Origin of the sequence: Nocardia sp. NPDC056611 (assembly GCF_042792755.1) — a bacterium.
Classification (GTDB): Bacteria; Actinomycetota; Actinomycetes; order Mycobacteriales; family Mycobacteriaceae; genus Nocardia.
In genome coordinates this window covers 40,698-63,789 of sequence record NZ_JBHTVV010000014.1, presented here as the reverse complement: position 1 = coordinate 63,789, position 23,092 = coordinate 40,698, and the positions used below count along the sequence as shown (strand labels likewise).

Annotated in this window: 20 protein-coding genes and 3 pseudogenes; 12 read left to right on the top strand and 11 right to left on the bottom strand. The window is 63.4% G+C overall.

The features are described from left to right. Positions 1–177: 177 nt before the first annotated feature. The 5 genes from ACFRAQ_RS36650 to ACFRAQ_RS36630 all read left to right on the top strand — a co-directional run bounded on the left by ACFRAQ_RS36650 (position 178) and on the right by ACFRAQ_RS36630 (position 3,935). The gene (locus ACFRAQ_RS36650; protein WP_379107713.1) at positions 178–663 is read left to right on the top strand and encodes an SUKH-3 domain-containing protein; all 486 of its coding nucleotides are present in this window, start codon (positions 178–180) and stop codon (positions 661–663) included. Between the two features lie 69 nt (positions 664–732). Then, a complete protein-coding gene (locus tag ACFRAQ_RS36645; protein WP_379107712.1) occupies positions 733–1,062 on the top strand; it encodes a WXG100 family type VII secretion target in 330 nt (109 codons plus the stop codon). After that, positions 1,062–1,349, top strand: coding sequence for a WXG100 family type VII secretion target (locus ACFRAQ_RS36640; protein ID WP_379107711.1), 288 nt, complete (start codon positions 1,062–1,064; stop codon positions 1,347–1,349). Before ACFRAQ_RS36645 ends, ACFRAQ_RS36640 begins: the two co-directional genes overlap by 1 nt. After that, complete coding sequence (locus ACFRAQ_RS36635; RefSeq protein WP_379107710.1) at positions 1,346–2,827, top strand: hypothetical protein; 1,482 nt, start codon at positions 1,346–1,348, stop codon at positions 2,825–2,827. Before ACFRAQ_RS36640 ends, ACFRAQ_RS36635 begins: the two co-directional genes overlap by 4 nt. A gap of 16 nt (positions 2,828–2,843) precedes the next feature. Continuing rightward, positions 2,844–3,935, top strand: coding sequence for a hypothetical protein (locus ACFRAQ_RS36630; RefSeq protein ID WP_379107708.1), 1,092 nt, complete (start codon positions 2,844–2,846; stop codon positions 3,933–3,935). 297 nt (positions 3,936–4,232) lie between these two features. Here the strand turns inward: ACFRAQ_RS36630 and ACFRAQ_RS36625 are convergent, their stop codons facing one another. From ACFRAQ_RS36625 to ACFRAQ_RS36610, 4 genes are read right to left on the bottom strand one after another with little or no spacing between them, the layout of a single operon-like run. After that, positions 4,233–4,775 carry an HNH endonuclease gene (locus tag ACFRAQ_RS36625; protein ID WP_379107706.1) on the bottom strand — a complete coding sequence of 181 codons (543 nt, stop codon included), beginning with the start codon at positions 4,773–4,775 and terminating at the stop codon, positions 4,233–4,235. Positions 4,776–4,823: 48 nt separating this feature from the next. Next, entirely contained in the window at positions 4,824–6,956 is a 2,133-nt protein-coding gene (locus ACFRAQ_RS36620) for an AarF/UbiB family protein (protein ID WP_379107704.1), read from the bottom strand. A 5-nt stretch (positions 6,957–6,961) separates the two neighbouring features. After that, positions 6,962–7,816, bottom strand: coding sequence for a hypothetical protein (locus ACFRAQ_RS36615; RefSeq protein ID WP_379107702.1), 855 nt, complete (start codon positions 7,814–7,816; stop codon positions 6,962–6,964). Further along, positions 7,813–8,577: a VWA domain-containing protein gene (locus ACFRAQ_RS36610; protein ID WP_379107700.1), complete on the bottom strand. Its 765-nt coding sequence runs from the start codon at positions 8,575–8,577 to the stop codon at positions 7,813–7,815. The genes ACFRAQ_RS36615 and ACFRAQ_RS36610 overlap by 4 nt, the downstream gene beginning before the upstream one ends. 588 nt (positions 8,578–9,165) lie before the next feature. On the opposite strand from ACFRAQ_RS36610, the gene ACFRAQ_RS36605 reads away from it, so the two are divergent. Genes ACFRAQ_RS36605 through ACFRAQ_RS36590 form a run of 4 tightly spaced genes read left to right on the top strand, consistent with a single transcriptional unit; the run spans position 9,166 to position 12,107 of the window. Further along, complete coding sequence (locus ACFRAQ_RS36605) at positions 9,166–9,465, top strand: hypothetical protein (protein ID WP_379107698.1); 300 nt, start codon at positions 9,166–9,168, stop codon at positions 9,463–9,465. A gap of 38 nt (positions 9,466–9,503) precedes the next feature. Then, positions 9,504–11,111: an alpha/beta hydrolase gene (locus tag ACFRAQ_RS36600; RefSeq protein WP_379107697.1), complete on the top strand. Its 1,608-nt coding sequence runs from the start codon at positions 9,504–9,506 to the stop codon at positions 11,109–11,111. Continuing rightward, positions 11,108–11,713, top strand: coding sequence for a hypothetical protein (locus ACFRAQ_RS36595; RefSeq protein WP_379107696.1), 606 nt, complete (start codon positions 11,108–11,110; stop codon positions 11,711–11,713). Before ACFRAQ_RS36600 ends, ACFRAQ_RS36595 begins: the two co-directional genes overlap by 4 nt. A gap of 10 nt (positions 11,714–11,723) precedes the next feature. After that, the gene (locus ACFRAQ_RS36590) at positions 11,724–12,107 is read left to right on the top strand and encodes a YbaB/EbfC family nucleoid-associated protein (protein ID WP_379107694.1); all 384 of its coding nucleotides are present in this window, start codon (positions 11,724–11,726) and stop codon (positions 12,105–12,107) included. Between the two features lie 71 nt (positions 12,108–12,178). Here ACFRAQ_RS36590 and ACFRAQ_RS36585 read toward each other — a convergent pair whose 3' ends face one another. Together ACFRAQ_RS36585 and ACFRAQ_RS36580 are read right to left on the bottom strand one after the other, a co-directional pair. Continuing rightward, positions 12,179–12,436, bottom strand: a complete 258-nt coding sequence (locus ACFRAQ_RS36585; protein WP_379107692.1) for a hypothetical protein — start codon at positions 12,434–12,436, stop codon at positions 12,179–12,181. Positions 12,437–12,505: 69 nt separating this feature from the next. After that, the gene (locus tag ACFRAQ_RS36580; RefSeq protein WP_379107690.1) at positions 12,506–12,964 is read right to left on the bottom strand and encodes a DUF4254 domain-containing protein; all 459 of its coding nucleotides are present in this window, start codon (positions 12,962–12,964) and stop codon (positions 12,506–12,508) included. 152 nt (positions 12,965–13,116) lie between these two features. On the opposite strand from ACFRAQ_RS36580, the gene ACFRAQ_RS36575 reads away from it, so the two are divergent. Beyond that, complete coding sequence (locus ACFRAQ_RS36575; protein WP_379107688.1) at positions 13,117–14,025, top strand: helix-turn-helix domain-containing protein; 909 nt, start codon at positions 13,117–13,119, stop codon at positions 14,023–14,025. Then, positions 14,022–14,216, top strand: coding sequence for a DUF397 domain-containing protein (locus tag ACFRAQ_RS36570; protein WP_379107686.1), 195 nt, complete (start codon positions 14,022–14,024; stop codon positions 14,214–14,216). The genes ACFRAQ_RS36575 and ACFRAQ_RS36570 overlap by 4 nt, the downstream gene beginning before the upstream one ends. Before the next feature lie 133 nt (positions 14,217–14,349). Here ACFRAQ_RS36570 and ACFRAQ_RS36565 read toward each other — a convergent pair. Then, a pseudogene (locus ACFRAQ_RS36565) lies at positions 14,350–14,642 on the bottom strand (DNA helicase UvrD); the annotation flags it as partial. 287 nt (positions 14,643–14,929) lie between these two features. On the opposite strand from ACFRAQ_RS36565, the gene ACFRAQ_RS36560 reads away from it, so the two are divergent. After that, on the top strand, positions 14,930–16,834 hold the full coding sequence (locus tag ACFRAQ_RS36560; protein ID WP_379107684.1) for a DNA/RNA helicase domain-containing protein: 1,905 nt from the start codon (positions 14,930–14,932) through the stop codon (positions 16,832–16,834). A gap of 157 nt (positions 16,835–16,991) precedes the next feature. On the opposite strand, the pseudogene ACFRAQ_RS36555 reads toward ACFRAQ_RS36560, so the two are convergent. The 4 genes and pseudogenes from ACFRAQ_RS36555 to ACFRAQ_RS36540 all read right to left on the bottom strand — a co-directional run. Next, a pseudogene (locus ACFRAQ_RS36555) lies at positions 16,992–17,338 on the bottom strand (transposase family protein); the annotation flags it as partial. Between the two features lie 134 nt (positions 17,339–17,472). After that, a pseudogene (locus ACFRAQ_RS36550) lies at positions 17,473–18,668 on the bottom strand (IS701 family transposase). Between the two features lie 410 nt (positions 18,669–19,078). Next, entirely contained in the window at positions 19,079–19,336 is a 258-nt protein-coding gene (locus ACFRAQ_RS36545) for a transposase (RefSeq protein ID WP_379107683.1), read from the bottom strand. Positions 19,337–19,684: 348 nt separating this feature from the next. Beyond that, entirely contained in the window at positions 19,685–23,074 is a 3,390-nt protein-coding gene (locus ACFRAQ_RS36540) for a DUF499 domain-containing protein (protein WP_379107682.1), read from the bottom strand. Positions 23,075–23,092 lie beyond the last annotated feature (18 nt).

The following is a 23,092-nucleotide window of genomic DNA, read 5'->3' as shown; positions in this document are numbered from 1 at the left end:
CCTGCGCCGATGGTACTGCACTCGACAGGGTGTGGGAGAGTAGGACACCGCCGGAACATCATTCGCGAAGGCCCCCAGCATCTGCTGGGGGCCTTTGGCGTTTCTCGATCAAATCGATACGTGCCCAAGAACTTCCAGCGCCGAATATTCACTATGCGCTACTTTTGGCCGAATCCAGTGACGACCCGAGCCCTCACCGCAGCGGGCTGGACCCCTTCCCGTCGTATCGACATCACCGACTGGACCGACCAACTGGAAGCCGAGGGCTTCCACGTCTCCCGTCCCGCTGCGAGCATCCTCCAGGGCTTCGGCAATCTGACCCTCCAGCCCCCGGATCTCCCCGGCGCCCTCTGGTCCACGGACCCCCTATTCTTCGACCCGATCGACGTAGCCAACGGCATGTACGACCGCTACGCCGAATTCGAACGAGCCCTGGGCCACCGCATGACCCCCTTGGCCGCCAACACCGCCGGCACCACCTTCCTCCTCATGCTCGACGACGGCCGAATCGTCTCCGACGGCGTCCTCGCCCTCGACCTCGTGGCCCCCACCTTCCCCCAGGCCCTCGAGGTCATCATCCGCCGCCACATCACCCCCACCTCGATTCTCTCCTACCACCGTCCGCGTCCCCGCTTCACCTCCGAGTGGATGCACGCGGGCTAGCCACACCCCGAGTGCGCGAAGTTCGAATCTCACCCTCCACCAAGCTCTTCCGTCACTACCTTCGTGCGGATGGTGGGGATACTGAAGATCGACCCGGTCGCGATGCGCGCGGCCGCGGATTGGCTGGACCGCGCGGCCCAGGACCTCGTGGACGACCTGACCGCACACATGCGGCTGGTCCGCTCGTTCCTGGGCGGCGACTGGCAAGGTGACGCCGCGGCCTCACACGAGACCCCGTGGACCGATTGGGAATCCGGCGCCCACCGGATTCTCGCCTCCTTCGCCACCGACGCGAGTCTGCTCCGCCAGGTCGCCGCGGAACACACTCGAACCGACCACCACCGAGCCCAGGCGATCACCCAGACCTGTTCAGGTCTCGATCTGCCCGAGGTGGTCTAGTGGCGGACTATCGGGTCGACCTCGGCGGTCTGCAACAACTGATTGACGGCACAACCAAACTGGAGTCCTCGATCGAGGCCCGGATAACCGCGATCGAGAAGTGCGTCGCCGACCTCCACGTGGACTGGTCCGGCGAGGCCGCCACCGCCCACCGCGCCGCCCACGACGACCGCGTCGCCGCGGCCGCCATCCTGCGCGAGGCCCTGCGCGCCCTGCGCGACAAGCTCTCCGCAGCCCACACCGCCTACGGAACGGTGGGATCCACCAACGCGTCCATGTGGCCATGAGCCCGCCACCCACGGTTCCGCTGATCGTCTGCCGAGCAGGCGAATACAGCTCCGCCGGAGAGGTTTTCGGCACCCTCAACTCCGACGCGATCGAAACCCACTCCGGCCTGCTCGGCGTCCTCCGCGCGAACATCGGCATGGCCGGCAGCGACACCATCGGCCAAGAATGGTCCGCCGCATACGACCGAGCCGCGAACTCGGCTCTGCACGCCTCAGCCCAACTGGCAGCCGCCGCAGCGCAAGTCCGAGACCTGATCGTGGTCGGTGCCTACAACCACCAAGCAGGGGAGTCCGCAGCCGACCACAACGAGGTGGAACCCCCTCCACCACCCGCCCTGACCCCGCCATCCTGCCTCCCCGACGAGGCTCCCTCCGCGGCCGGCGACGGCATCCCCGAACCCTTCGGCTGGTCGATCATCAAGGACGCCGTAGGTGCCATGTGGCCCAACGGCCGCCAGTCCGAACTCCTTGCCGCCCAGTCCGCCTGGTCCACCACGGCCACCAACTTCCACACCCTGGCTGACACGATCCCGAAGGCCATCGACCTCCTCGCCAACCAGCAGTCCGAGGAAATCCCCGCCGCCATCGAAGCCGCCCAAGCCCGCCAATCCGACCTGACCGACCTCGCCTCGATCAGCACCGCCCTCGCGACCGCCTGCGGCGACTACGCCCACCACCTCGACGAGGCCCACCACCAAATCCTGGAGGAACTGAAGGACCTCGGCCTCGAAACCGCCGCGGTAGAACTCGGCCTCGCCCTCCTGGCCCCCGTCACCGCGGGCCTGTCCGAGTACATCGGCAACTCCGCCTGGGCGGCTCGCATAGCGGTGAAGGCGGCCCGCATCGCCTCGATCATCGCGGGATTGGCCACCAAGGCACGGGAATCCGCCAACCTGGTCGGTTATCTCGCCGACCGCGTCCGTGCACTCGCCGCCAAGGTTGCCAAGTGGGTTCAGGAGGCGTCGGCCCGATTGGCGGTCTTCGGCCGCCGCACCGGCTCGGTCCCCAAACTGAAAACCACCCCCATGAATCCCCTCTACAAGGGCGAGAGTCTCCCCGGAAACTCAATCTGGCCAGGCCAATCCGTCCGCTACCTCACCCCCGAGGAACGCCAGAGTTTCCAGCTCACCATCCGCGATGGCAAGCTCTATGACGCCAGCGGCAACCTCTTCGACACCACCACCTCAGCCACCCACGTCAATGACGGAAGGGCAATCTTCGTCATGGACGAGAATGGCGCCCTCTACGCCTCGAAGTACCACGCCCCCGGCGAGTTCCACCACTCCAGCTTCCTGTCCGGCGCCCCCGTAGCCGGCGCCGGCGAAATCGAGGTAGCCAACGGCGAACTCCGCTTCCTCACCGACTCCAGCGGCCACTACCGCCCCGCCCAAAAGTTCTCGACCCAGGTCATAGACCAACTCCGCAGCGAAGGCCTCCGAATCGATCCCTCCCAGATCGACCTCCGGGCCCCGAAGTAGCACGAGAGGATTCGACATGACCGAGCCATGGCGGGCTGTCGTCACCGCCGTCCTGTACCGCAGCCAGTTCGCCCATGCCCTCGGCGACACGGAGGCGCGTCGTACTGCAGAATGGCTTGTCCACCAACCCCTCTGGGACCTTACCGTCGAGGAAGAACACCAAGCCCTCACCACGGCCCTCGACTCCAACACGGCCCTCGACCCAGTCGTCCACGCCCCATTCACCGAAGCAGAAAAACGCCACTTCCTCACCCGCGTAGTCGCCGACCTCGACTCCATGCGCCCATGGCCCGACCGCTCTTACCGGGAGATCCCACTCGAAAGGTGGTCAGAGTTCGTCCACCTCGACCCCATCGCCCGAATCGACCTGTCCTGGATCGACATCCAGCCCATCGTCGGAAAGATGTTCCGAAAGCCCGCCGGCTACAACCGCGAGGTACTGCTCCTCCGCCTGAAGTCCGGCACCGAAGTGGGCTTCATCTGGCCCGGCTGGCGCGACCGAAACGCGACCGCTCTGGTAGCGCGCGAGAACAACCCCAACGCCGCCGCGATAGTCCGGGAGATCCTGTCGTCCTCATCCCTCGACCCCTCCAAAGTGACCGTCCTGTCGACCCCCTCAGCTCCCGTGCCTTACGAAACAACCCCACTCCGCCCCGAGTTCATAGGCGAGCACCTCCCAGGAAACACCCGCTGGAACGGTACTCACGTCCGCTACCTCACCCCCGCCGATCGCACGCCCTACAAGCTGACCATCACCAACGGCCTCCTGTACGACGCCCAAGGCGCCCCCTTCGACACCACCACGTCCCGAACCCTCTGGACCCCCCAGGGCGGCCGAGCCATCTTCGTCATGGACGCCCAAGGCAACCTCTACTCTTCCCCCCACCACATCCTCGGCCAATTCCACCACTCCAGCTTCCTGGCCGGTGCCCCAGTAGCCGCCGCCGGCGAACTCTCCGCCACCTCCGGCCGCCTCAACCTCATCTCCGACCACAGCACCCACTACCGCCCACCCCGTCGCTTCACCCGCCAACTCCTCGACAACCTCCGCCGCCACGGCGTCCAATTCCCCGACATCCAGGTCGAATACCACATGCCCCTGGACTAACCCGGCCATGCTGGGCGATGTAATGCTCTGCCGTCAGCCCTGCATGAAGCCGTTCCGGATGTAGTCGCGAGCACGTATCAGCGCCACTCTGCGCTGTCGCGCAGCCAATTCCGTGCGATCGCGTTCGGTATCGGTGAGTTGCCCCGGCAGCTGTTTCGGTGCATCGGTGAGGTGAAGCAATCGCCGAAGTCCATGCCCTTGGCGTGGTAGACGGTCCCGATCTTGACGACGTCTTGCTGGGTCTCGGCGAATACGTTGCATCCGATCGGCTGTGTCGCAGGTGCGGGCAGACGTGCCTCAGATGATCGAGGCTCCCTTCCTCCGGTTGCACGGTCCGCAGAGGATCTGGAGGTTCTCCGGGGTGGACGCACCTCCCATAGATACCGGGATGACATGGTCGAACTGCAGCTCGATATTCGCTCCGCATTGTCGGCAGCATCCGTGGTCTCTGGTCCAGACCAGTTGCTTGACGTCATCCGGGATCGCGCCGCGCACGCTGGGGACGGGGGCCTGCTGCATAGCGACCATTGATTGCGCCCGGTCTATCTGCGCCTGGCGGCGTTGGCCACGCGTGACGAGCACGGCGTAAACCTCGTCCGCGGTCAGCCCATCGTTGTCCCAGAACCACTTTCCTTCGAAAAGCCAGTACGCGCGGGCCCCGACTGTGCCGAACAGCACCGGTAGGCCGGCAGAGGACGCGAGCATCTGCCGGTACTGCTCCACCGGCAATTTAGGGATCATGACGTAGGACTGACGACCGACGTGCAAGGTCATCGGGCCCTTGTTGGTGAACAGTCCCTGCCGGTGTGTGACACCGACGTTCTCAGCGCGGCGCAGCATCGTGTCCCCTTACGACGGTTAGCGGTTGTGGTCGAACTTCCGGCGTCGCTATCGGCCTACCAGGACGAATTTCAGGTAGCGCCGGTGAGACGTTACGTGTCGGTGGCGACGAACCTCCGCGATGCGTGCGTCGATGATCGCCAGTTCTTGTGGTGCGTTCTGGATCTCGAGCCTGCGGCGGGCGAATTCCTGGCGCTGTCGCACGGCCGCCGCGGCAGCCTTCGCGGCATCCTCGCTGAGCCTGATCTGGTCGGCTTCGAGCCGTTGTTTGGCTTGGTCGCGCTGAGTGCGGGCGTCAGTGTCGATGCTGCGGCGTTGGCCCTCGAGCTGCCGGCGATCGGCGGCGAACCGCGAGGTGATGGCCGACCCCTGGGTGGGAGCGCTGATATTGCACCGTGCCTGCGCTCTCGTCTTCAAGCCATCCCGCCATTGCAGGAGGGATTTGCCCTTGGCCTCACCGATTCCCCGGACGTGCACTGCGCGACCGCTGGCGAGGATGATCGATGTCGATGTGGAGCTGTAGCCGGTTGTACTTGGGTTCACGCGGATTCCCGTGAAATCGGCTGCTGTTCTTATCCCGTTGTTCGCCAGCTCGCCGGTGAGCGTCTTTCCGATGCCGGAGATCGACGCGCTCGCCAGAGTGAACCTGGCCAGCTCGCGCTGGATGATTTCGCTCCGCTCCTGCTCCAGCGCGGCCCGGAGCGCCTCCCGCAGTCGCTGCTCCAGAGCCAGGATTTGGCGATCCAGATCGGTGGCTCGCGTGATCTTCCGGCGTTCGATGTCGGCGAGTTCCTGGTCGTGTCGCTGCTTCAACTGACTGCGCAGGCCGGCCTGGTCCGACGATCGCCGCTGCTCGGATCGATCGAGCTCCAAGGTGTCGCGCTGTAACGCGTCGGCGGCCCCGGCAGTGTCGGCGACCGCGCCGCGTCGCACGTCGAGATCACGCAGACGGCTCCGATGCGCGATCGTTTCAACGCGGGTGCGGCGGGCCACCCATACGCCGATGGAAGCCAGGACGACCAGTACAGGCGCGAGGGGAACGGTGAAGGCTCCGACCGCGATCGCAATGACAAGGAAGGTCATGGCCAGGACATCGACTACGCGCCGACCAGCGAATCCGATGGGCTCGTCCAGCGTGCCTTGTTGGGGGCTTACCGACGTGGCGGCGTGTTCCAGGTGTCCTGTGGTCATCCATGCTGGTAGTGCGCCGCTACTCGCGGACGTGGTGGGAGCTGTCGGTGCCGGGACCACCGCCACGGGGTTCGGGGCCAGAGCCGGTAGTGCTGCCAGTGGTTGGTAGGCCAGTATCCGGACGTGTTCGGCCAGTTGTTGTATTTCGAGGTTCGAGTGCGATAGCAGAGTCGGGAACCTGGATGACCCTTCCGGGTGTTTGAGGTCGTCCTCGTTGAGCAGCAGGTATTCACCGTGCGTTTCGTGTAACTGTCGCCACAGGCTTGGGTCGATCGCGACGGCCTTCAGCGCGGAATAGATGAGCCACGCGGAGAATCGGTCCATCTCGGTGCCGAAGTCATCGTCCCCGCGGCGTGGTGACTGATAGTTGCGATGGCCTCTTTCGGTGCCAGCGAACCCCGCCAGGTCCGGTACGAACATGCCGTCGTAATCCAGCAGGCGCAGCGTTTCATCGTCAGCGACAAGAAGATTGCCGTGTTGCAGGTCGCCGTGAGCGATACCGTGGGCCTCGAGATCGAGAATCAGCTGCGCGAACCGCTCGGTGAGCCGGTCCACCTTACGGCGGTCGTCGTGGTGCGCATCGAGCCAGGCCGATAGCGTGATGCCCTGCGCCCATTCCATTTTCAGTATCGGGTACCGCGCAGTCCCGACCAGCACGGCGTCTGGCAGATACTCGAACCCGATCTTCCAGGGCTGGGAGAGCTCGGCGGCCGGCAACGCCGACAGCTTCTCGCTGATGGCCCGATAGCGGGCTTGCTGGTCGGGGACGTCACGGGTGAAGCACTTGATGGCGTATCTGCGCCCGGTCGCGGTGTGGGTCAATGGGAATACGCTGGCGAATGCTCCGGAGATCGCCCTGGGCTGGCGAAGCTTCGTCAAATCGGGAACCGATTCCCGTAGCTCGGCATGCGTGAAGCACACGCTCGGATTCTGAAGCGCCTCTTGGTAATTCCCGGCCGTGGGAAAGTGGCGAGCCGTTTCCGTCACCATCCCTGCTATCTCCCCTCGACGTCGATTCTGATCAACGCGACGTCGTCATTCCGCAGTTCTCGTCGAGCGCGTAGCCCCCCCAGCCATGCGGAGAACTCGGCGGCATCGTGTGGGCCGCTGTATTCCAGAAGCTCGCGTGTCGCGGCGGCACAGTCGTCAGCGGTCATGAACCACGCCGCCAATGCGTCGGACATGAGTAGCAGTCTGTCGCCCGGTCGGCATAGCCCTTCGGCGAATCGGGTCCGAGCTGTGAGGAGTCCCGAGTCATGGTTCCGGCTGCCGAACAGGTCGGGGGTCGTTCCGAATTCTTCGACCTGCTCGACTGGAAAGGACTGAACAGGCACGTCGTCACGGATGTGGAACAAGCAGGAGTCTCCGAGCGCCGCAGCCTGCCACCGCCACTCGGCCGACGGGGGTTGCTGGGCTGAATGACGATCCGGTAGGTGGATCGGGGTGACACGAACGCTCAGGAGGGTCGCGAAGGTACTGCCGGACAGTTTTTGCTGTTCGTACCACTTGAGCGGGCGGCCCTGTGCCGCACGAAGGCTCTCGTATTCATCGACCCAAGGGCCCCAGTGGTTCACGACCTCTTTCGCGAATTCCTCGAAAACCCTCCCTGTTTCGAAGAATTCTGGATCAGCGTGGGCTCTCGTCGCCGAAATCGACGCCAGCAGCTGCGCCCAATCCTTGGCGAGGACGCTCTCGGTCGCGCCGTCGCATATGCTCGCCGTCACCGCACCGTCGATCAGCTCATCGAACGGCGTTGGCGGCAGGACGTAAACGGCGTCCTCACACTCGCTCATCGAATTGCCCTGTTTCGCCGCGAGCAGGCGCGTAACGAAAAGCCCGGGAGTGGTCACCGCAGTTCGGTTGCGCGCGTACCGATGTCCAGGAACTGGACGACCGAGGTGATATCCGCGTTGTAGACGAAACCACGTGTGGTGTCGCCGATTTGCTGGCCCTGAGCCGCGGCGTAGGACCGCATGTGACTCGGAAGCACGCTCGACATGGCGAACAACGTCTGAGCGTAGGTATCAGGCAGTCCTGCATCGGAGCTGGGGAAGACGACCGGGGTGCCGCCACTGGCCGAGACGTGCAAGTTGAACAGCAGCACCGCGCCATCGGCGGTGGCCTGGGAGGTGATGGCGGTGGCGGCTTCGGTGGGGGCGCCGTCCGTGGATTCGCCATCGGTCAGATTGATCACGATCGGCGGGAACCCTCCGGGATAGCGCTCGACCCATCCTCTGACCAAGGACTCCGCATACCTGAGCGCGCGGGTCATCGGCGTTCCGCCGCCGGCGACCGGATGCATCCAGAGGGGGAAGTGGACGGTCGTCTCGACCAAACCTCCTGCGCCGTCCGGAACCTTCTTGGTTCGTTCCTCCACCCGTGCGGGGTTGTCGGCGACCTCGCTGAGTGGTACCAGGTCGCGACCGGTCAGCGCGCCGGAGAAGGCTGAGCCGACAGCGGCGCCGTACCCCACGATCGCGACGTGGAAGTAGTCCCGCACGCCTTCTTCCTTGGCACACTTGACCGATAGCTCGGTCAGCAGCCGGTTGATCGCGTCCGCAACGACATCCGACTTCTTCTGTGGCACCTCGCCACCGATCAGGTCGTTCATCGAGGTGGACTGATCCACCAGGAAGACGAAGCAGGTTGGATTGGTGCGACTGATCTCTGCCGTATATGACATCGACATTCCCCTGACGTGACACCTCGTGCGAGGCGCAATCTTTGTGCGGCACTATGCGGCCCGCACAGTCAATGAAATCGGACGGCACCGGTGAGTGTCAATCACGTTGCGCGCCTGCGGGCAGGACGGCAAATCCGCTATAACCGACTGGTAAGTATGCGTGTGGGGGAACTGGAATAATTCGGTCAGAAGAACTGTGGCTAACCGGATTCGGGCAAATTGGCACAGTTTGTCAGTGCGATTCGGGCGCCCTCTACAAGCATCGCCCGGTGGCGACCGAGGGGACGGCTGATCAGGTCGGTCAGGGCCGGAAATTGTAGATGTTCTCCGACTCCCGCTTCATCGCCTCGATCCCATCGGAGACCTCGGCCGCGCTGGTCAGCCTCGAGCAGCCTCACGTGAGGTTGCCGCTGCGGGGTTGTCCTCGGCCCATTGGTCTTTGAACAGACTGGTCGGATGATCATGCTAGGGTCCCCGAGAACGTTCGTACCGCGAACTGATTCAGGGGGTCCAGCGGTGACTGACATTCTCGACGTTGACCTATCTACGCTGCACGGGCTGGCGAACGAGCTCGGCGGGCAGGCGGAGGATATCGGCAAGATCACCCTGACCAAGGCCGTGAATATGCCGGGATCCCCAATCGAGGCGGTCTCGACGCAGGTCGGCGACGCGGTATTGAAGGCGTACGGGTTGATCCGTGGCCAGATCCAGATCTTGGCGGACCGCGCCAAGTCGGCGTCTGGCAGTTACGAGGACATGGACAAGTCCAACGCCGACCAGTTGGACAAGTACGGCCGCGGTGAGGGCGTGAATTGACCACGATCGGTCACGTTCGTGGATGCGACCCACAGTCGATGCTCGACTACGCCACAGATCTGGTGAAGCAGAACGATGTGTTCGTTTCGATGGTCGACCAGATGGAGCAATCGGTCGACAACGCCATGAATCACTGGAAGGGCGCCGGCGCGGCGGCCGCGTCCGAGCGTGCAGTAGCTCACAAGCTGCACGGAAACCACCTCGCGACCACCATCGTCGGCATCGCCGACCACTACAACACCTACGGCGCTCAACTGGGTGACACCCGGACCTCGTTGCTGAAGATTCTGGATACCGAACTCCCTGCCGCAGGGATGACCGTGGACGATGACGGCAACGTGACCGCGCCGAAGGTTCCCTCCGACCCCGATCATCCGCTGACGGGGACCGCTGCGCTGCTTCAACAGACCCTCGACGGTCAAGCATCAGGATTCCAGTCCCGGATCAAGGCACTCCTGTTTCAGTTCGGCATGTCGGAAATATCGGCGAAAACAGCGATCTCTGCCGACCTGCAACTACTTGGGGGCTATGAGACCAAGCCGGACGGCGCGCCAATCAGTTCCAGCGTGCAGGACATTCTGGACGGCAACTCTGAACTGCCAAGTGACCCAAGGAAACTGCACGACCTCTGGGAGAGCCTGACGCCGGCAGAGAAGGACGCGTTGTACGAAAAGGACAACTACATAGGTAACCGCGATGGGCTGCCTACAGTGGACCGCGACCACTACAACCGCGAGAAACTCGACGACGAACTGACCCGCGCCCAGAATGGCGATCCAGCACTCAAAGACAAACTTGCCGACTTGCAGGGCATCGCCACCGCGCTCAACGGATCCGACCGGTATCTGATGCTGATGGATACTCAATCGGGCAGCATCCCGCACGCGGCAATCGCGGCCGGCAATCCCGATACCGCCAGCAACGTGTGTACCTACGTACCGGGGACCACTTCGCGCCCCTCGGCGATGAACGGCACCAATACAATCAACGGCGATATGCCGCGGGTCGACGCGATGAGACAGCAAGCCCAGAAAAGCGGTGCGCCGGACACCTCAGTGGTCGCATGGTTCGGCTACGACGCACCGCCAGAGCTGCTGAATGCAACGCATGTGTCCTATGCGGACAAGGGAGCACCCGCCCTGGATCGGTTCCAAGACGGGCTTCGGGCCTCCCACGAGGGTCAGCCGTCGTACAACACAGTGCTTGGCCACAGCTACGGCACGACGCTGGTCGGCGACTCCGCCAGTCATGGACGAACGCTGAATGCCGACGCCGTTGTACTCGTGGCCAGTCCGGGGACCACGGTTCAGCATGCCAGCGATCTCAGTCTGACCGGCGTACCCAGCTCGGAAACACCCAAACATGTCTTCGCCACCAAATCGGACGCTGATCCAGTAGCGTTGTACGCCCAAAAGCAAGAAGTCTCACCGCTCCGATGGCTCGCGCGTCATGCCAATATGGACGACTTCGGTGTCGATCCCACCTGGAACAGGTACGGCGCTCAGTCATTCCCCTCAGATCATCAGGGCGCGTTGGGATATGACGGAAACACGCACAGCGAGTATTGGCTACCGGACTCCAAATCCTTGCGTGGCATGGGCGACATCATCGCGGGCAACGGAAATGAGGCTGTGAAAATCAAATGATTATCAGGCGGCACAGGAGGGTTTCGGAGCTCGGTATCGCGCTGCTCACCGCAGCGGCCCTGTTGAGCGGATGCGCGAAGGACCGCGGAGACAACCATGACGCACCGAGGATCATCGACACGGGAAACAGCGGAGGAACCAAGGTGGATTCATCTCTCACCGAGTCGAAGGCCCGCGATCGGCTCAACGCCTACCTCCTCGAATCCCTCCAAGGACTCCCGCCGAGCGTGGGCTATTCGATCGCGTCGGACAATCAGTACCTCGGAAACATGCACACGCCCAGCCTCACCGTCCCCTGCGACGACCATGGCAACGGATCGGAAGTACTCCAGCTCAGCTATTGGGTCGTCGGTGTTCCGGCGGGCCAGAACGCCCAATATTTCGACCTCATCCGGAACGCATGGACCGCGCGAGGCTGGGCCCTTCAACAGGACGCCGACTCGCGCTGGGCTCCGGTGCACACTCCCGACGGCTATGCACTCGTCCTTCAATACGCTCCCGCACAAGACCATTCGTTGAGCGTTACCGCCAGCTCTCCATGTTTTCCCAAGGCAGCCGAAAGCACGGCTGCTCCCCTACCGACCGAGATCAAGCGCCCGTAAGGATTCGTGAATGTTCTCTCCACGCAACGAATCCGACGAACTGGGCCTCAAGGTGCAGCGTGCTCAACACGCTCTCGAACAGATACGTGGCGTAGGTGCCGTACAGGGTGTCCGCGTGATCGTCGACGCCGAAGATCGTCTGCTCTCGGTGACAGTGAACGAGGAAGCCATCATCATGGCCGCGTATCAGGCGGCGATAGAAGACAAGCGCCCCAAGGTCGATGAAGCACTGCGGGAACTGCGAGCCGATCCAACCTTCGAAGCGGTTTCGACCTACACGAAGGCGAACTCGGCGCGCTGGGAAGCCGAGCGCATGGAACGGCAGCGCAAGCTGGAGGAAGAGTTCGACGACGACTATTACGAGCGCGGCTCGATCAAGGCCCCGGATTGGTAGTGCTCAGCGCGACCTGGAAGACCTAATACCGTTGGCTATGTTCAGGTTCGATGCCCGTAGCTGGCGTTGATTCAGGCCCGCAGTCTCATCGGCCGCGATGATGTGGGCTTGGCTGAGGCAGCTGCGTGGTATCTGCTGAGGGGTTTTTGAGCAGATGCCGAGTCTCGGCGGGTCTCGTCGCGTTCGCGTTCGAGGCGGGAAGTGATGTCGGCGACGGTCCAGCCGTCGGTGGTCGGTGGGTGGGTGGGGTGGCTGATCAGGGGGAGCAGGCAGGTGAGGGTGATGCCGGTGGTCAGGCCGAGGAGGAAGGGGAGCCAGAGTGCGGTCATCGTGCGCCTCTTTCGGGGAATCGATCGGGCCGGTGGCAGTCGGTGAGATCCGCTGGTGGGTAGTCGGATTCAGCGGTGGGGGAGGTTGTCCGGCCGGGTGGTGACGGAGTGGGGGATGCGGCGGGTGCGGGCGGTCAGGTCATGGGTGAGGTCGGCGTAGGCAAGGGAGATTTCGGCCAGGCGGGTCCAGGCGTGGTGGGAGTAGAGGCCGGTCGTGGGGTCGGCGAGGGCGGTGCGGGCGGCGACCGAGAAGCGGGCGAGGCGGTCGATGACCATGCCGAGGGTTTCGGTGTGCAGGGTGGCGGCGGCAAAGGGGCGGGGGAGTTCGCGGGCGGTCCAGAGGTCGATGTCGTGGATCAATCGGTCTCGGGTGCAGTCGATTTCGGGGAGATCCGCCGGGGTGGCGGAGTGGCGGGCTTCGTGGAGACTGGCCAGTTCGTAGGCGGCCTGCAGGAGTGGGTGAGGCTGGGTGATGGTTCCGGCGCAGGCATGCAGGAGCAGATCTTTGGGCGGCAGGTGGGTGGTCATTGGTTGCTCCCCTCGGCTTTTCGTGATCGTGAGTTCAGTAGACACCTGCGGCAATAGAATTGGGATCATCCACAGAGTTTTGTATTCGAATTCGCTAGTAATCCAGACAGGGCATTCCTGGATGGAGTAACCCAGATAGCGAGGCAAACGAAATGGTTGGATCATCCCTTCCCAGAAGGGCCCTCGGTCGCCTGCTTCGCAGCTACCGGGAGCAGGCGAAGAAGAGTCAGCTGGCGGCGGGGCTACATGTCGATCTCTCGCCGCAGAGCATCGGTCGAATCGAGGACGGGCAGAAGGTGAAACTGTGCACCGGGCAGATTCGGGACCTGCTTGAGCTGTACGGCGTGCCGACCGAGGGCGGTGAGCGTGATGAGATGCTGGCCCTGTGGCAGGAGGTCAAGGACCAAGCATATGCGGCGAAACTTGCTGGTACAACTAAAGGTTGGTGGCAGGCATATGCCGATCAGTACGCGCCGCACTTCGATCACTATCTGAGACTCGAAGCGGTCGCTTCGCGGTTGACCACGCATCAGATGGTGTTGCTGCCCGGAATGCTGCAAACGCCCGAATATCGGCGGGCGGTTAGCCAAATCGCTTACCCGAATCATCCTGAGGTCGATATCGAGCGGCGATTGGAATTGGCTTCGCACCGGCAGGTTCGCTTGGCGGATAAGAACTTCCGCGTCGAGGTCCTGCTGTCGGAGGGGGTGCTCCGGCACACGCCGGGAGGTCCGGTCGTCATGGTGGATCAGTTGAGTCACATCCTGGAGCTGGCGGAATCCCGCTCCAACGTGTCGATCCGGATAGTGCCCTTGAATGCAGGAAGTCACCTCGGCTTGATCGCCCAGTCGTTCACCTTGCTGGAATTTCCACCCCTCGCGAATCGTCTGATCGAGCCACCCATCGTGTATGTCGAGGGGTTCGAGGGCGGGCTGTATCTGGAGCGCATGGACATGATCGACCGACATCGTCGGGCGATCAACGATATTCAACGAGTAGCGTTGACCGAGGATGACACCAAGCAGTTGGTGCGCCAGATTGCGAAGGAGTGCACGGCGTGACCGCAGACCTTTCCAGCGCCCGGTGGTTCAAGAGCACACGCAGCCAGCCCAACGGGGATTGCGTCGAGATCGCCCATCTGTCGGCCGACTCGGTCGGGGTTCGCGACTCGAAGGACCCGCATGGTCCCGCACTGGTGTTCTCCGGCGACCAGTGGGACAGCTTCCTTGCCAGCGAGATCTGGCGAGGCTGAGCCACTCTCGGATATTCGGGCGCCGGGCGTATCCATAGTACGGATACGCCCGGCCCCTACCCAGTCCAGCAGGTGCGTTCGTTCCGACCGCGGGTGAGGATGGCGATGGTGGAGGGTTCCACCTTGGCGCCGAGCCACGCTCGGACACCTGGTATTGGCCGCCCTGGAGGATCTTGACGGCGAAGTCAAGGTTCTCGGCGGTGGTGCGGTAGTTCACGGTGAGGCGTTCGGCGCGGCCGACGATCTGGATTCCCATCCGCTTGGGACCACCGGCTGGCCGCAGATGCGCTGGGGGGAGTCCTCGCGATGAATAGGTTGTCGGGGCTGTCGGCGCCCAGGGCGCACGGCAGCGCCCAGAGGGTGGCGTGCAGGTCCTTGGGCTTCGTCGACCAGGATGTGGTCGGCGACGAAGTGGCCGCCGCTGCGCGTTCCGTCATGTAGATCAGACCGGCTGCGGCCAATGGGGTGAGCAGAACCCAAGCGTCCCGCGGTTGTAGCTGGTGCAGGAGCGCAGGGTGCTGCGATGGTGGATCGCCACCTCCGAACGGTGCCATGCCGCGAGCTGCTGTCTTCGCTCGGAGAGCCTGTGTTTGGCTGAGTCCTCATCGGTTCGGCTATGGTGATTCTCGCGGCCCGCCGGGCACCGAAGTGAGCGCTTCGTCGCTGCCCCCACCCGCACGTGGATTTCGCGTGCCTTCAGGTGGGGATGACAAGTGGCTCTGGTTCGGCAGGGTGCCGAGTTTTTGTTGGGTGAGGCGACTGCGGGTCGGCTGGCGCAGCAGTTGTCCGATCAGGCGTTGCATCAGTGGGAGCAGCGGATCGGGACGGGCGAGGTGCGGTCCTGGATGCACAGTCTGCCGGTGTTTCTCGCCGATCTGGTCGACGCCGGCCTCGGCGATGTCGAGGTCTTGCTGGAGCACAAGCTGCCGCACAGCCCGAAGCGGGTGGATGTGGTGTTGTGTGGGGTGCACCCGCGTTCCGGTGCGCCCAGCTTCGTTCTCGTCGAGTTGAAGCAGTGGTCGAAGGCGGAAGCGGTTGCCGAGGAGCTGGTTTCGATCGCAGCGTATCCGGAGCCGACCCTGCATCCTGTCGAGCAAGTCCGCACCTATTGCCAGTATCTGACGGATTCGACGCCGGCCTTGGCGGACCGGCCGGGGTTGTTGCACGGTTTCGCGTATCTGCACAACGCGCGCACGGCTGACGTCCAGTCGCTGAAGCAGTACAAGCCGGACGATTTCGGCCGTTTGTTCACCATGGACGACAAGGGCGACATGATCGGCCTGCTGCGTTCGCTGCTGCGCACGGACGGCGGCCGCGATGCTGCGCGTACGGCCGCCGACGAGTTTCTCGGGTTCGAGCACGCGCCGTCGAAGCCATTGCTGGACTTGGCTGCTCGCGAGGTTCAAGAGCGCGAGCAGTATGTGCTGCTGGACGAGCAGCGCGTGGCCTACGAGCTGGTGCTGCAGGCTGCGGAGCGGGCGCGGACCGCGCGACGGCAGACCGCGGTGGTCGTGTTGGGTGGTCCGGGGTCGGGAAAGAGCGTGATCGCGTTGAGTCTGCTCGGCGAGCTGGCGCGGCGCGGTCGCAGGGTGCATCACGCCACTGGCTCGAGTGCGTTCACCAACACCATGCGGAAGGTGGCGGCGAGCCGGAATCCGCGAGTGCGGACGGTATTCAAGTTCTTCAACTCCTACATGGATTCGCAGCCCCGGGAGTTGGATGTGCTGATCTGCGATGAGGCGCACCGGATCCGGGAGACCAGCGTGAATCGCTATACCCGCGCGGCGTTGCGTGAGCGATCGCGTGCGCAGATCAACGAGCTCATCGATGTCGCGTGGGTGCCGGTGTTCCTTCTCGACGAGCACCAGATCGTGCGCCCGGGCGAGATGGGCTCGCTACGGGAGATCCGGGCAGCGGTGGAGGCTGCCGACTGCGGGCTCGAGATCGTCCGACTGGATGGTCAATTCCGTTGTGGGGGATCGGATGCGTTCGATACATGGGTTCGGCGGCTGCTCGGTCTGAGCACGCTGGGATCGGCGGTGGAGCGGCCGATCAGCTGGAGCCGACTGACGGCCGGTGTCGACGACGATTTCCGTGTGACCAGTGCTGCTTCTCCGATGGGCTTGGAGGCGTGGCTGCAGACACAGCACGAAACGCATGGGGGGACCGCCCGGATGGCGGCCGGCTACTGCTGGCCGTGGAGCGACCCCGTCAACGACGCGAACGGTAAGCGGCTCGTGGACGATGTGCGCATCGGCGACTGGAGTCGACCGTGGAATGCGAAGCCGGACAAGCGAGTTCCGGGCGTCCCGGATTCCTTCTACTGGGCTTCCGATGAGCGTGGGTTCGGTCAGGTCGGCTGTGTCTACACCGCGCAGGGCTTCGAATATGACTGGGCCGGTGTGATTTTCGGTGACGACTTCGTCTGGCGCGGTGATCGCTGGGTGGCGCAGCCGAAGTTCTCCTATGATCCGGCGCTGCGTCGCACCGAGCCGATGAACTTCAGCGCGCTGATCCGCAATACGTACAAGGTGCTGCTGACCAGGGGCATGCAGGGTGCGTGTGTCTACTCGACCGACCAGGAGACGCAGGAGTTTCTCGAGCGGATGGCTCGCTAGGTCGGTAGGAAGTAATTCGATGCCGGAATGGCAAGCACTGGAATCCTGTTGGAGCGCCAGCGAGCTGCCTAAGAACTGGGACACGCTGGTTGACGAGGTCGGGCGAAGATATCAGGACGCACACCCTAGGAACAAGACCGCAGGGCCCGGTGGGATTGGCCACCCGGTCGATCGGGATCAGCGTGCCGTCCAGGATCAGATAGGCGTGACCGGCCGTTATCGCCAGCCGCAACGCTGATCGCAGCTTCGGTGCGCGCTCGGCGAGTAAATCGACGGTCTCGTTCATATACCGCCACGCGGTCGTCGTCGAGTTCTCGAACCCGGCACCGAGATCGGCGAGGGTTTCAGTTTTACGCAGGTGAGCCAGTACGAGCAGGGCTTGACGGCCACAGGGGCGAGCTTGCGCCAGGCCGAGCTGATCGCGCGGCGATGCCATCGGATCAGCCCGGCGACGAATCCGACGGTCCGGCGTGACAACGGCAGCGCGGAACGGTAGGAAAGCACGGGAAGCCCTTGGGTGCAGCGGGTTTGGAAAGCACCTGACATTCCAGGGGCTTCGCCAATCACAGGGTCGAAACGCCGGTCCAATCACCCATGGAGACAACCGATCTCAACTAGTACTCCAGCCGGATTTTTGATCAGGCGAGCTGACCGGATAGTCGCTGGTAGTGGCTGGTGCGGGCGCGGTGTTGGTGTCGGCAACGCCAGAGTGACCAGTGCAGTCGGTGGTTGATTTGTGCGCGCTGGCTGCTGGCCGAGTGTGGCGAATAGGTGCCGAATCTCGTTGCGGGTGAACGCAATCAGGCCGGAACTGGTTGGGTCCGGGGTGGGCTCGCCGACGGCGAGGGTGGTGAGGAAGGCGTGGGCGAGCATGGCCAGGACGGTCCAGCGGTGCCAGGGCCGCCAGCAGCGGACCTGGTGCTGGTCGAGCCCGGTGAGCACCTTGGCGGTCTGGAAATTCTCCTCCGTGGACCAGTGGCGGCCGGCGACTTTCACCAGTTGGGTGAGGCTGGCCGGTGGGGGTGCCCAGCAGCGGTAGAACGCCAGCTCGCCGGTGCGCGGGTGGCGTCGGATGAGCAGCCACCGCTGTCCGGCGACGGTTTTGCTGTCGTCGGGTTCGATATCGATCCAGGCCTAGTCGTAGACGCGGGGGACCTTTCGCGCCGCGACCAGCCGACAGTGGTTGCCACGCCCGTTTCGGCAGCGCGGAGGCGAGGACGTCGGCGCGGAGGCGACCGGTGGCGGTGGTGATGCGGTGACTGCAGGCGACGGCGAGAACAATACCAACACTGCGGGATTCGATCGCCGTGCGCAGTTTCGGATCACCGCCGTAGAACTTCGTCGCCGGTTACCCAACCGGCCCGGACACCGGCGTCGAGGGCGGCGAAGATCAACCGCTTCGCCAACGCGGGCTTGGTCGCGAACCCGGCAACGTCGGGCACCCCGCCCGCTGCCCGCCGATCCGGATCGTCGGCCCACGCGCGGGGCAGATACAGGGCGCGGTCGATGAATGCGTGCCCGACGGTGGTCGCGTAGGTGAGATACGGCGCGCCCTGGCAATTTTCGATACGTCCGGCCGTGCCGGAATACTGGCGCTGGGTACCTACGGTGCAGCTGCCCTTCTTGAGGTCACCGGTCTCGTCGACCACAAGGACGGCCTCTCGGTCGCCGAGACGCTCGAATGCATAGTCGCGCAAGTCATCTCGCAACCCGTCGGTGTCGACGACCGCGGCCGACAGCAGATGCTGCATCGCGTCCGGGGACCGGTCCCGGCGTATTCGGCCAAGGTCCAGCAGTTCTTGCTCGGAAGCTCGGACACCAGCCCGGCCAGCATCCTCGCGCCGGTTGCGCGGGTCTCCACCCGCGCGAACCGTGCACCCGCGCGCCCGGTCAGCTCGTCGAACTCCCGCTGCCACCGATCAGGGTCTACGATGGCAGCCGCGGCCGCCGCCAATTCAGTTGTGTCACACACAAACACGACATGATCACGCGGTGGCCGCTCCACGTCCAGCCCGCTGACCAGCAGCATCACCGATCAAAAAGTCCGGCTGGAGTACTAGGACGGATGAAAAAGGGTTCACGGTCTTATTGATCCGAAACTGAATGGTTGAGGCGTAAACCGTGTATGGGGCTTGGAAGTAGCCGCGGACCGGTCCGGCAGCTTCTGGACACGGTGGAAGAACGAGCGGACCGCGGCGTGCATCTGGTCCGGGGTGGTGATGACCTGGTCGGTGAGAGTGCGTTTCAGGTCGGCGTTGACCGGCTCGTCCGGGTTGAGGTGCGGGGCGTACGAGGGGGCAGGAAGTGCAGTTCGAGCCGGTCAGCGTGGGCGGTGCCCCAGTCGCCGACGGCTTTGGAGCGGTGGACCGGGTGCCCGTCGAGGATCAGCACGATCTTTTCCTGGTGCTGGCGCAGCAGCCGTTCGAGGAACTCGAGGAGTTGTTCGGTGGCGAACCGGCCCTTGAACAGCGTGAAGTTCAGTGAGAGCTTGCGCATATCCATCCGAAGATCATCGCTCACCCACGAAACATCAACAGCCGCAACCGATTCGTTTCAGAACAATAGAACGGGTTATCGCGCTGTTGGTGGGAAGATGCGGCATTCCCGAATGGTCGACCTGCGGACAGTAGCGGATGCTCCTATCTGTCGTGACACTCGCAGAAAAGGGACTCGGGCTATCCAGCGGCGTGGTACATCAGGGTGCCCGGACTCACCGGGGGGATTCAATTCGCGACAACGATTCTCACTGCAACCCCCAGTCTGGTGGCCCAGAAGGGGGACAGGTGACCTCCGCGTGTTCACGCAGCAACTGATGCATGAACACGCGGAGAAGAGGGTGGACCGCCCAGCTCAGCGGTCTCCGAACTGGCCCTGAACCTTCAGGTGTCCGAGGTTCTCGACTACCTTCATCACCGTGTCATCAGGAAAGCCGTCCGGCCGATGCGCCTCGATCTGCACGGAGACATTAAGTTCGACGCCGTCGGATGCCTTCAGCAGCGCGAGTAAATCTTGACTGAGCCGGCTGAGATCCCGTCCAAAGCGTTCCGGATCGACCTGGAAGTTTCCTGAGAACCAAGCGTTCTTGACCTGTGGAACAGTCAATGAAGCATGGCCCTGCCATTCGGCACCAGCACCATCTTCGGTCCGCTGACCACCACTCGATGGGTTGCTCGGTGTGCTCTGATCGTCACGCGATTCGAGTACGTCCTCGGGCTCCGAGAGCTTCCTCTCATCCTCTGCACGCTGCGCCTTGGCTCGGCTCAGGTCTACGAGAAGTGTTCCGTCAGTGATCGGACCCGAATCTTCTCCGGTACCCGGAATGCGCAGCTCGATGTACCGACCGGTCTCTGCGTCGAAGTCGCTCGCCAGTGCGAAACCTTCTACACCGCCAGTGAGTTCGTCGAAGACCCGGCGAACGCCTTCCTCAAGGACCTTGCGGTTGCGAAGTCGGCTCAGGTAGGGGAACCGGCAGTAGTATTTCCAGAGGTCGCCGAAGGCGATATGGCCACTCTCCCAGACCTTTCCGAGGTTCTTCACCAGGTCGTTGAGGATGAGTCGCGGACCGATGACGGTGCGCAGCTTATCCAGATCTACGAGCTTCGCCCCGACCCGTTCCGGAATGAGCTTCCCGTCCTCGTCAACAGGCGCTGACTGGAGCGCAATCCGGCCGGCATTCTTGTCCCAGATCGGGTAATAGACGGTGTTGTACGCCTGCGTCAGCCGCAGACCGACGGTGTCGTTTGCGGTCTTGCGTCGATCTTTGGCCATCGCCACCTGGTCGGACAGAAGATGTAGCTCCTCTTTCTCGACGTCCTCGACGATGGTCTTCCACGCTAGGTAGTCCCGGACGGAGTCCATCAGGTTGTCCAGCAGCTCGCGATCAGCGACCGCGAACACCAGCATGTTCTGGTTCTCGCGAGGGGAGTTGCCGCGACTCTCAAGCGTCTCGCTGGCGAAGAGGAATGCGGGGTTCTCCTTGGTCTGGCTCGAATAGTGGTGCCGCGGATGGACAATCACGAGCCGCACGTCTGGGTAGTCGAGGATCTCGTCGTTGCGGACGGGTGCGGGGTAGATACCGAGGAAGGATCCCTTGTGTTTGAAATCGCGATCCTTGATTCGGGCGACGATCTCGACGTAAACGTCTTCTAGATGGTTCCGATAGTCCTCGGCTCGGTCCCGAGCCAGCCGGTTGATGGACTGCTGGGTGTCGTACCAGTAGAGGTTGCCGTCGGAGTAGAAGTACAGCGCCTGCTCACTCAGCAGATGGATTGCGGATGCGAAGTTGCCGACCACGTCGCCCGGTAGGGCAGTCCCGAGCCAAATACGTTTGCGTTCAACACCTTTCTGCTGAGCGCCGGTCCGCGCGGCAGAAGCCAGAAACGCGGACCGAGCCAAGCGGCGGGTGAGGTGACGCTGAGCGAACACGGCGCGGCTCTTGTCGACTCGCTCCGGAGTCGAGGAAGGCGCGTCCACATCTGCCTCGATAACCGCCCTCCAAGAGTCGGACAGGTAATGGGTGACCTCACTCAAGACCCATTCGTCGCCGAGCGGCAACGAGCCAGGCATGATCAGCGGGGCGGGATCTTCGGCTTGCCACAGGCGGTAGATCACTGCGCTCATCAAACGCAGTACGCCCCTGGTCTTTTGGAACCGCTCCAGGGTCGACCAATCCTCATACAGGCGCTGGAACAGTTCCGGATGGATCGGATAGGCCGCCTTGATCTTGTCCTCGTAGCTTGGCTCGAACACTTCGCGCGGGAACTCGGCCGAGTGTTCCCGGTAGAACTTCACCAGTGCCTTGGCAATGAAGTCGCGATCCTTGATCGCCTGTGCGGTGGGCTCTTCGAACAGCCTGCGCCGAACGATCTCGAAAGCCTCACCGGGCGTGGCCGGCCGCCAGTGCTTGCTCACGCGGCCGATCACATTCTGCAGGCGCTCCAACGTCTCCTGTCCGCGGACACCACCAACCTCCGCATCGCTAGCGCGCGCATTCTTGTCGGCCGGATCGCTCGAAGCCGGGATCGAGACTACGAGCATGAGCCCGGGGATGGTCTTGGCCATATCGGTCAGCGTCTGAGCAAAGGTGAACTGTGCCTCGAATGTGCCACCGGGAAGGTCGTCACGACCATGTAGTAGGCGTGCGTAAGCCACCCACTCGTCGATCAGGATCACCGCGGGTGCGTATGCCCGCAGCAATTGCTCCAGAGATTCACCCGACGGCACGCGAGCCTTATCGGATTCGGCGACGATGTCGTAGGCGTCCTGCCCACCGAGCTGCCACGCCAGCTCACCCCACAGCGTGTTGATTCCAGGGCGCCCATCCTTGGTGGAAGGTTTCGCGGTTTCGATGCGGTTGCCGACGATAGCTACGCGCCGGACTCCCTCCACCAGCGTCGTCTTGCCGAGCATGTCCTGAACAGGCTGAGGGAACTTTGTGACCGCAAGTCCCGGCGTAAAGAGGTGCCAGATGGCGAGCATCGAGTGCGTCTTGCCGCCACCAAAGTTCGTCTGCAGATTGAAAACCGGGTCTGCGTTGTCGTCTCCTGCAATCCGGCGTGCAGTGGAGGTCAGGAGCTCCTTCAGGCCGTCGGTCAGATAGGTCCGCCGGAAGAACTGGATCGGATCGGCGTATTCGTCGCTTCTGGCTTGACCGGTCGCGACCTGATGCAGATCCGCCGCGAACTCGGCCCGCGCGTACTGACCGGTGCGCACGTCTTCGTGCGGGATCATGACTTCGCGCCAGCTACCGAGCTTCTCCGCCGGTACCGAGACTGTGGTCGAAGCGCTCTTACGGACGCGATCCCGCGTGCGCTTGTCCTCGGTCTGCACCCGATGCTCTTCACGCTGCTCACGGATCGACTCGGCGGCTGATGAGGCGCCGACGGCCGTGAGCAGTCGCTCCATCGTGTCGAGGCCGCGATAGGTGTCGTCGTAGCTGAGCTTCTCGTTGTGCGCCCATGCGTTGCGGGTCTCCCGCAGTTCGCTCGCGAATCGGTAACCGCTGTGGCCTATTTGATCGTGGAACAGATGCTTGTACTCGGTGATCGCCTTGAGCTGGACTGCCGGGTCCTCCTTGGAGAACTTCATTCCGCCACTGTTCTTCACAGTGGCCCCGAGCAGCTCCAGCCAATCCTTCCCCGCCGGAGCTGCTCCCTGCATGACCAGGTCCACCACCGGACCCAACCCTTCAGCAAGGATCTCGAAACCCCTGCCTACCCGCTGCTGATGTGACAGCGCCATCGGTCCCCTCGCCTAACC